Below are 9,348 nucleotides of genomic sequence, written 5' to 3'. Positions count from 1 at the left end.
TATTTTTCTTGAAGGAGGGGAATCCCTTTTTTCCGGGGATACCCTGCTTGCAGTTTTCGTAGAATCGCGAGATTGTACTCCAGGCTCTTTCTGCGGATGCTTGGCGAGCCATGCTGTTGAGTTCAGCGGCAAAAGGGAATTCCTGAGCCAGTTGAGCGCATAGCTTTTGCAGATCGTTCTGTCCAGTTCCCCGGTTGTCCATCCAATAACGGATGGCTTTGTTTCGGATAAACTGGACTGTTCTCACTGCCTCGTCTATGGCGCTGAATTGCTGGGGCTTTCCGTAGGCTTTGAACTCTAGTACAATCATGGCTATATCCTAGCACACAATATAAGCCGTCTTTGCAGGACGGCGATTCAAGTCGCCCTGTCGTCTTTCATCCCCGCGAAGACAGCGACGTTGCTCTAAGACTCCCGCACTATTTTCGTAAGGGGAACCAATTGATGAAATTCGTCAGACTGATGGAGGCATTGAGCCGTTGCTCAGTTTAACAGGTCATCACTCAAGCCATCCACCACCATCCCCCCGCATCGGGGGATCCCTGATCAATAAAGGCATAAAATCGTTGGTGGCGCAATCATGGCGGCGTTCGGGGTGATGGCCACAGGCTTCCCGGCTGGCTTGTAGATCAAAGAGGTGCAAATCTTCCCCCGTCGGGACAAACCAAAAATCCCAAATATATTGATCCAATGGAAACCAAGGCATTAGGCATTCTCCCATTAAAAAATCCCCTCCTCATCTTTACCGATTGAGCAGGGGATCTTGATAACAAAAAATGCCTTAATTAGGCATCTTTTTCAATGTGCAGGAAGAGCAAACCCATGACCACTGCGGGCATCAACCAGCAGATCAAAGGAATCATAATCCAAGGGAGGAAAGAGGCTGCATAATCACCTGTCATATCAATAAGGCTCCAATTTCAAAAAGTTTGGTCAAAAATCAAGGCAAAAATTCGGACGGTAGTTAATTGACGAATCCTCGGAAGATTGCATCAATGACACTAAAGTTTTCTAACAGGAAGAAGGCGAGGAAGGCGCTGCCCATGCCACCGATAAAGAAGCCAGCGGTGAACTGACTCCAACCCTCGGAGCTTTGCAGAGAATCGCTGTCATTGGTGCTTTTGCCTTGGAAGCTGACGATCCCATAGGCAGAAAGGCAAGCCGTGGCGATCAGCAACAGGGCAGCACCACAGATTAAGCCGTTGATGTTGGCAAATTCTGTGGCCCGTTGGGTTCCGAGGATCACCCAGGGGCCGCCGATGAAGTAACCATGGGCCATGCCGATTTCTAAGCCCCGCAACAGGGGAGATAGACCAGGCCGATAGGCGGGCAGGTTGCCGATGAAGGTACGGGTAAATTCAGAATCACTGATCGGGGTGGATAGATGGCCCATCTGGGGATCTCCCAGATAGGGCTTTACCATCTGATTACTGGAAGTTGTCATGAAGGTTTACTCCTATTCTGTAAAATTCTGGATCAGAACTTTAAGCTCATATTCTAGGGAGGCCGGGGCGTTTTCGTCTGGAAAGCTTGAGATAACTTTAGAAAAGTTCATCAAATTGCTTTAACGACCGGGCAAACCCACATAGGCGAAGTATGTGACCATGGGTACGACGGTGGCGACGACCAAGAGAACGACGACCCAAACGGTGGCGCTACGGTCGTCGGTTTCTTCGGCGGTGGCGTAGGTGGCTTCGACATCGAGGGCGGCGATTTCTGGTGCGCCGGGGTCGGGTTGACCGGAGAGGATGGCGATGAGGCGATCGCCCGCATCTAACAATGCTTGGTTATATTTCCCCCCCCGCCGTAGGGGTAGGAGTAGGGTGTCTTCGGTGATGCTGGCGCTGATCTCTGGGGTGAGCAGGTCGCTGGCTCCGGTTTGGATTGCGCCTTGGTTGGTGAGGCTGGCTAGGACGAGGAGGGTTTGGTTTTCCTGTTGTTCGGGGGTGGGGAACCATTGGGTGAAGAGGCGATCGCTAAAGGCGGCGATGGTGTCGTCGTATTCGAGGCGATCGATGGTGACGAAATGCACCTGTTGCCCGGTTTGGTCTGCGAGTTTTTCTAAAGATTTATTGAGATTGCTGGTATTAATCCGGCTGAGGAGGTTGGCGGTATCGATGATGGCGTTGGTCGTGGGGCTGGGGATTTGGTCAACGGTGGCGGCGTTGGCGGGACTGAGCCAGAGGGTGAGGCTCAAGATCAAGGCTCCGCAGAGGATGAGGGCATTCCGTAAAAACCGGGGGGGGAAGGGTATCGGCATTAGATCACAGCAATGATAAAGAATGTAGATGTCTATTTTAAGGGGTGGGATGGTGTGGGTGAGGATCATTGTCGAGAATGCCATCAAACCCATGGTGTAGTCTGGCCAATTTTGTGGGCTGCTCCGATAAAATGGGGGGATTGGATAGTTTTGGGAAGTATGGCCCTACAACGTCGGTTACTGGTGTCGGCGGGTTCGCTGTTGATTTCGTCTTTATGTCCTGTACTCGCTCCCGCCGGAAGCATCCTCACTGAGGATGGGGTTAAGGCGTTACTGGGGGTGATCAACGCTGTGGCCGGGGGCAATGCGGCCAGCGCCCTGGATAAATTGCTTGACTCAGGGGATGATGGGCGGTTGCTGGAGAATCGGCATTTAACGAAGGCGGTGGGGAAGGCGATCGCCGTTGTTATCTTGGCCAAGGCGAAGTCCTATCGAGGGGAAACTCAAGACGCGCTGAAAAAGTTAGCGAAGCACGCTGAACAGAACTGGGTGAACCTTGCCCAGCAAGATGATACCCGTGAGGACTACCCAGCATTAATGGAGCAGAATCTAGCGGATGTGATCACCCCTACAGATCATCACTTGACGCAAAAAACCTGTTTAACGATTCCACTCTGGCGGGATATTTGTGAAAAGTTATATGGACAGATTCCTAACCACCCCTCCATTTCTGATGAAGTCTTGGGTGAAGTTGCCAAAGAATTGCATACTGTGTTTCCCAAGGCATTACGGGAAGTTTTGAAACGGGATTTTGCTCAAAAGGGGGAAGCCTTTGCAGGTTTAAGCCTCAATTTATTAACTGAAATGCGGAAGGAGTTAGACAAACTCAAAGAATTTCAGGAGCAAGATATTACGATCATCCTTAATCATTTTGAAAAGGTAGAAGAAGGCTTAAAGGATATTAAAAAATATCAACAATTTGATTCACAGTTTCAAAAAAAAGTGCTGCAAGATTTAGGGGTTATCGAAGTCAGCACCGATCAAATTCTGGATGAATTGAGCAAAATGCAAGCATCGCTAGATAGAATAGAGGTAAAAATTCAAGCAACTTATGATAAAACTCAATCAACTTATGATTTAGTCAAATCCGAAGCACTACCCCAGAAGATTTGGCGATGCTTGCTCAAGTTTGACTATCAAACCCAACAAAGCGAATTTGATCGGTTCCTTGAGAATCCTATCGGAGCTTGCTTGATTTTGGGTCAAGCAAGATCTGCACAGCCTTTGCTGGTTCACCGTTTTCTCAGTCAAAAATATTATTTTAAGCAAAGCTTTCTTAAAAAAATTAATTGCGCGGCTCTCAGCCAAGGAAGTTGTTTAAAAAAATTGGTTTGTGGGCAATTGGGTCTTGAAAGAAATGCAAGTATTGACAAAATTTTTGCCACAATTATTAAAAGGCTAGAAACCCAATCAGTCATTTTTATTGTTAAAGATATTCATGCAACGACAAGCGAAGCTATTGAAGAGTTTATGCTCAATTTCTGGCAGCCGCTTGTTAATTTTTATGATGAAAGATGCCAAAAGCTTCAGTCGAAAAATAAGCTGGTGTTTATTTTTGTTGCTTTAGAGGAAGCCTCGGATGTTTGGCAAATGACTTATCGTTCACAGCCTACACTGTCAAGGCGATCTCAGTTACCCCATGAACTCTATCCATTAACCAAGATCGAATATTTATCCAGTGACAATCTACGGGATCATCTTTATCAGTTTATGCATGACTTAACCCAGGAAGGCGTTCCAGAGGAAGACAGTCAAAGAGTTTTACACATTCTTGAAGATGAGGGTTTGGACTTGCAAGCACAGGAAGATCTTTTCAGGTATATTTGTGAGGAATGCTATCCATTTAAATGGACAGATTTTGAGCGTCGATGGCAACACCACTATAGTTAAACCGTTAAAACATCATGAAAAAATATACTGGTAAAGTTCATCCTCCCCAAGGGGAAACATATCAAGGTAAACCCATTTACCCCTATTTCCCCAGCACGGAACTCATTGATGCCGTTAATTTGGCGATTTTCCTTAAGCGGCCGTTGCTGTTACAGGGGGAGCCGGGTTGTGGTAAAACGCGATTGGCGCAGGCGGTTGCCTATGAATTAAAGTTGCCCTATGCGGTTTGGACGATTAAATCGACGAGTAAGGCGCAGGATGGCCTTTATACCTATGATAATTTGGCGCGATTGCGGGATGCTCAGTTAATTTCCCTTGGGCAGGTTAAACAGGAGCAGGAGATTGCCCGGATGAATGATCCGGAGTCCTATGTAAAATTGGGGCCGCTGGGGAAAGCTTTTGAGAATGAAGAGCAGATGGTGGTGTTGATTGATGAAATTGATAAGGCGGATATTGATTTCCCCAATGATTTACTCTTAGAACTGGATGAAAATTACTTTACGATTGATGAAACGGGTCGAGAAGTTTCGGCAAAACATCCACCGATTATTTTTATCACCAGTAACCAAGAGCGGGATTTACCTGATGCTTTTTTACGTCGTTGTTTGTTTCACTATATCGAGTTCCCTAAAACTGAAGACCTGATCCGCATTATCTTAGCCCGTCACTTTGGCGCGAATCATCAAAATGATCCCCTAGAAATCTCGCCGGAATTGTCTTGGGTTGAAAAAGCAGTTGAGCGGTTTTTAGAAGTGCGGGAGATTTTGAAACAAGAGAAAGGAGAGGGGGGCAAGATGGTCAGCACCAGTGAATTAATTGATTGGTTTGAGGTCTTAAAAGAGGAGGCAACGGAACCGGATTTAATTCTGGAGCGATTAGATCAGCAATTACCCCATTTGAGTGTTTTACTCAAAAAATGGGATGACCATAAATATTATATTCAATGGTTTAAGGGTGAGGTCTAGAGATGAAAGTTAATGACCTGCCCTTACGCAATTTATTTGAAAAGCTGCGTGGTGCGGGCTTTGTGTTGGGGGTTGATGATTATGATTTGGTGTTGCGGGCGTTGATGGGGGGGTTTGGGGTGTCGGCAACGGAGCCTAAGGTGGCTTTGAAACAATTGTGCCAAACGCTTTGGGTAAAATCTACCCGTGATCAGCAGATGTTTGAGCGTTGTTTTGAGGCTTGTATTGCTGATACTAACCCCGATTTCAAGGTGATTCCAGAGCCTCCTGTTGTGGGGGAAACTTCAGAAGTTGAGGAGCGATCGCCCTCCCCCCTTCCTCCTCCATCAACGCCTTCAGAATCGCCCGAATCCCCCGATTTAGAATCATTAGAATTAACACCTTCAAAATCCTCGGAGACTCTTTTAGAATCTCCCGCTGATCCCACCTTAGCGATCGCCAATGAGGTGCAGGTGGCTAAAACGAAAGAGCAGGAATTAGAGCCGGGGGGTTCGTTTCGCTTTGGGGATTATTTGCCGGTGAGTGAGCGGGAAATGAAACAGACTTGGCGAGTTTTGCGCCGTCCTTTGCGGGAGGGGCCAGCGACGGAGTTGGATGTGGGAAAAACGGTGCAACGGATTGCCCAGGAGGGGTTTTTGTTGCATCCGGTGTTGGTTGCGCCACGGGTGAATCGGGTTGAGTTGACGTTGTTGCTGGATGTGGATGGGTCGATGGTGGCGTTTCATCGGTTGGGGGAGCGGTTGCGGTTAACGGCGATGCGGGGGGGACGTTTGGGGCGATCGCACCTCTATTATTTCCACAATTGCCCCCTGGATTTCCTCTATTGCGATCGCACGCGCACGGATTATGAACGGTTGGATCGGGTGGTGGCGGGTCTTTCGCCTCGTCATGGGGCGGTGGTAATTTTTAGTGATGGGGGGGCGGCGCGGGGTGGTTATAGTGAGGAGCGGTTGAGGATGACGGAGCAGTTTTTGGGGCAGTTGCGATCGCGGGTGCGTTATCTGGTGTGGGTGAATCCGATGCCGCCGCAGCGATGGGGGGGAACGACGGCGGGGGCGATCGCGCTACGAGTTCCGATGGTGGGGTGCGATCGGGCGGGGCTTCAGCGGGCGATGAAGATTTTAAGGGGACGTTTTATGATGGAGTTGGCTTAGTGGAGGATTTGGGGATGGAAACAATCAAGTTACAGGCTCATGTTGGCCAAGATGGTGCTTTACAGGTGACGGTTCCGGAAGGGTTGAGGAATCAGGATTTAGAAATTTTGATGGTTTTTCAGCCTGTGGTGGTTCAGGTTTCTGAGCCATTGCCTTCGGCTCCTAAGGTATTGGAGGGGCCTGAGGCATTAGGATATTCTCGTTATTTTTTGGAGGAAGTGGTGGGCGGTTGGCTTGGAGAACCGTTAGAGCGTCCACAACAATTAGAATTTGAGGAGCGAGAGGAATGGACGTAACCTATTTATTAGATACTAATGTTTGTATCAAAGTTCTCAATTCTTCAAATTCATTCGTTAATCAACGTCTTCTTTCTATACCCAAGGAGAATATTCGTCTCTGTACAATCGTTTACAGTGAGCTTTATTATGGTGTCTGCCGTAGCACACAATATCAGAAAAACCTAAACAAAATTAATGGTCTTTTTGATGAGTTTATTGTAGTTCCTTTTGATATGAGCAGTGCTAAAGTTGCGGGTGAAATTAGGGCAGAGCTTGCTATAGCGGGCAATCCAATTGGTGCAAATGATTTACTGATTGCTGCGATCGCCATTGCTAATTCTTTAACATTAGTCACGCATAATACCCGTGAATTTGGTCGAATACAGCAGTTAGTTTATGAAGATTGGGAGTCTTGAAAATGCTATCAACCATTGATCCTGCTCAAGAGCAAATTAGGGCGTTTGAGGAGCGGTTTACATCGGCTCATTTGGATTTTGCTTGTCATGCGGCGTTGCCTTTGGCGGTTACGCCGGATTTGCTCTATCACCTTTGGGGCAATTTCAATTGCGATCGCCATAATCGGTCTTTAAATATTCCTTGGGTTGCGGTTTCGGATTTGTTGTTGTCGGGTTTATGTGAGGAGGTGGGCCATGAACTTTATGAAATGAAGCGGGAGGTGCGCGAAGCGTTGTTAGACCGGTTGAAAAATGATGAGCGGTTTGGGGAGGAGCGGTTAAAGCGGGTGGCGCGGTTGTTGTTGGTTTATGTGCAGAAGGATTTACCAGATTTATATTTAGATGATCAGGAGTTTAAGGAGTCGCAGGCTTGGACGGCTTGGGCTTATTTAAAGCCAGAGAAGACGGTGGCGGCGTTGGCGGCGGAGTTTGAGCGGGCTTATCAGGAGAATCCGGCGGATTTGATGCGGTTGGTGGCGTTGACGGAGGTTTTGCATCAGCCGATGGAGGAGTTTGATCGGTTGCGAATTTTTGCGCGGGCGATGGGGCATTTTTGCCGGAAGCGTTTTGAGGATTGTCGAGGGGAATTTCTTAAATTAACGGTTAAAAATAATCAAGTGTATTTGGGCAACAGGATTAGGCTCAAAGTTCCTCCAGAACTTTTAACGATGATAGAACCTACTGAAGAAACTAAAGTTTTTCCAGAATTGACTATCTATTACTATGAGATCATCACGCTTAATCAAGATGGGGAAATTGCCCAGCGACAAAAGGGACAAAATCAGGGCTATTTTGAAAAAACTAATGTATTCCAAAAAGAAGGGATTTGGATAAATGATAAGAATGATTATGAGCTACCTTGGTCTCCACCAAAACGGACAACCTTAGAGCAGAAATTTTCTACCTTTCTTCTATTTGACTACTTACATCGAAGTGTCAGCCGATGGAAATCGGAAAAACAATTACTTAAACATTACCATTTTCTTAGCACTACAAATCCGGATTGGGATGCTATCGATTGGCTGAAGAATTTTGTAGATTGTATTACTAGTGAAACAGTTCCTCTTTCAGAGCAAAAACTGGCTCTCTATCACCTTTGGTGCTTTTACCAAGAAGACTTTTATTATCTCAGCCGTAAATGGTATATGAGCCAAAAACTACCTCGCCATTTATTTAGTTGGCAGGAAATTTTTGATGTAGTTTGTGAACCATTGATGGATTTAAAAAAGGCTCAAAAAAGCTTGAAACAATTTAAATCTCATTACAGTTATCGCAAATATATTATCCAACTTTTATACCACCGGAGTCGTGATGTTTTTCATCGTAAATCACGACTAGAAATATATTCTCTCGAAGAAATCGATGTTCAATTTCAACAAAAACAAGAAGATGAAGATATTTTAGAGTTGGACTTTGAAGATCCTTTATCTGAAGATATTCTAGAAGTAAACATTGCAATGGTGATGATCCCGGCTGGAGAATTTATAATGGGATCACCAAAAAACGAAACAGAGCGATTTAGTGATGAAGATCCCCAGCATCCGGTTAAAATTTCTCGATTTTGGATGAGTCGTACTGTGATCACCCAACAGCAATGGAAAATTGTTGCTCAATTACCTCCAGTAGTGCGTTCTCTTGATCCTGATCCCTCTTATTTCAAAGGTGAAAACAACCCTGTTGAGTGTGTAAGTTGGGAAGACTGTATGGAATTCTGTCTACGATTAAGCCAAGCTACCGGAAAAACCTATCGCCTACCCAGTGAAGCAGAGTGGGAATATGCCTGTCGTGCTGGTACAACCACCCCTTTCCACTTTGGCCCCACCCTCTCCCCGCAAGTAGCCAACTATAACGGCGATTACACCTATGGCAGGGGGAAGAAAGGGGAATATCGACAGAAAACGATCCCGGTGGGGAGCTTAAACGCGCCCAATGCTTGGGGACTCCAGGATATGCACGGGAATGTTCATGAGTGGTGTTTAGATGATTGGCATGACAGTTATGAATGTGCACCAACAGATGGAAGGGCATGGATTAATAATGATTTTCGGAATGATAAAGATTATCTTAAAAGCTTATTGAGTAGTAAATTAAAATTAAGTAAGCTTGTGCGTGGCGGTTCCTGGAAATATGATCCAGGGAACTGCCGCTCGGCCATTCGTATGAACCTCACCTACAACGGCAAAAACAACTACATTGGTTTTCGTGTTGTTTGCCCCGGAACACCTTAAGCATCTCTCTTTTTTCCTTGTTTCCCTCTACATGGCGCAAATCAGAAACCGGGTTTCTGTTAGGATGTAGCGGCAAAACGAGCCAATGCAAGCAACCCGGTTTCTCCCCTCCTTAGGG

General features: G+C 46.4%; 10 protein-coding genes and 1 pseudogene. 6 read left to right on the top strand and 5 right to left on the bottom strand.

Annotated features, from left to right (window positions below; all coding sequences use genetic code 11):
• The 5 genes and pseudogenes from VB712_RS18155 to psb32 form a co-directional block, all read right to left on the bottom strand.
• Positions 1–310, bottom strand: a pseudogene (locus tag VB712_RS18155) (RNA-guided endonuclease TnpB family protein); the annotation flags it as partial.
• Between the two features lie 189 nt (positions 311–499).
• Positions 500–706: a hypothetical protein gene (locus tag VB712_RS18150; protein WP_323257325.1), complete on the bottom strand. Its 207-nt coding sequence runs from the start codon at positions 704–706 to the stop codon at positions 500–502.
• Between the two features lie 79 nt (positions 707–785).
• The gene (locus VB712_RS18145; RefSeq protein ID WP_323257323.1) at positions 786–902 is read right to left on the bottom strand and encodes a photosystem I reaction center subunit VIII; all 117 of its coding nucleotides are present in this window, start codon (positions 900–902) and stop codon (positions 786–788) included.
• Positions 903–964: 62 nt separating this feature from the next.
• The gene (locus VB712_RS18140; RefSeq protein ID WP_323257321.1) at positions 965–1,444 is read right to left on the bottom strand and encodes a photosystem I reaction center protein subunit XI; all 480 of its coding nucleotides are present in this window, start codon (positions 1,442–1,444) and stop codon (positions 965–967) included.
• 120 nt (positions 1,445–1,564) lie between these two features.
• The gene (gene psb32 / locus VB712_RS18135) at positions 1,565–2,260 is read right to left on the bottom strand and encodes a photosystem II repair protein Psb32 (RefSeq protein WP_323257319.1); all 696 of its coding nucleotides are present in this window, start codon (positions 2,258–2,260) and stop codon (positions 1,565–1,567) included.
• A 159-nt stretch (positions 2,261–2,419) separates the two neighbouring features.
• Between psb32 and VB712_RS18130 the strand changes: the two genes are divergently transcribed.
• Genes VB712_RS18130 through VB712_RS18105 form a run of 6 tightly spaced genes read left to right on the top strand, consistent with a single transcriptional unit; the run spans position 2,420 to position 9,230 of the window.
• The gene (locus VB712_RS18130) at positions 2,420–4,150 is read left to right on the top strand and encodes a hypothetical protein (protein WP_323257317.1); all 1,731 of its coding nucleotides are present in this window, start codon (positions 2,420–2,422) and stop codon (positions 4,148–4,150) included.
• A 14-nt stretch (positions 4,151–4,164) separates the two neighbouring features.
• On the top strand, positions 4,165–5,115 hold the full coding sequence (locus VB712_RS18125) for a MoxR family ATPase (protein WP_323257315.1): 951 nt from the start codon (positions 4,165–4,167) through the stop codon (positions 5,113–5,115).
• A gap of 2 nt (positions 5,116–5,117) precedes the next feature.
• Positions 5,118–6,269, top strand: a complete 1,152-nt coding sequence (locus VB712_RS18120) for a hypothetical protein (RefSeq protein ID WP_323257313.1) — start codon at positions 5,118–5,120, stop codon at positions 6,267–6,269.
• A 14-nt stretch (positions 6,270–6,283) separates the two neighbouring features.
• A complete protein-coding gene (locus VB712_RS18115) occupies positions 6,284–6,565 on the top strand; it encodes a hypothetical protein (protein ID WP_323257311.1) in 282 nt (93 codons plus the stop codon).
• Complete coding sequence (locus tag VB712_RS18110) at positions 6,556–6,963, top strand: type II toxin-antitoxin system VapC family toxin (protein ID WP_323257309.1); 408 nt, start codon at positions 6,556–6,558, stop codon at positions 6,961–6,963. The genes VB712_RS18115 and VB712_RS18110 overlap by 10 nt, the downstream gene beginning before the upstream one ends.
• Positions 6,964–6,965: 2 nt before the next feature.
• Positions 6,966–9,230, top strand: a complete 2,265-nt coding sequence (locus VB712_RS18105) for a formylglycine-generating enzyme family protein (protein WP_323257307.1) — start codon at positions 6,966–6,968, stop codon at positions 9,228–9,230.
• Positions 9,231–9,348: the final 118 nt, after the last annotated feature.

Origin of the sequence: Spirulina sp. CCNP1310, from assembly GCF_034932185.1 — a bacterium.
GTDB lineage: Bacteria > Cyanobacteriota > Cyanobacteriia > Cyanobacteriales > Spirulinaceae > Spirulina.
Note: the sequence above shows the minus strand (reverse complement) of the source record. Positions and strands in the feature narration are given on the sequence as shown.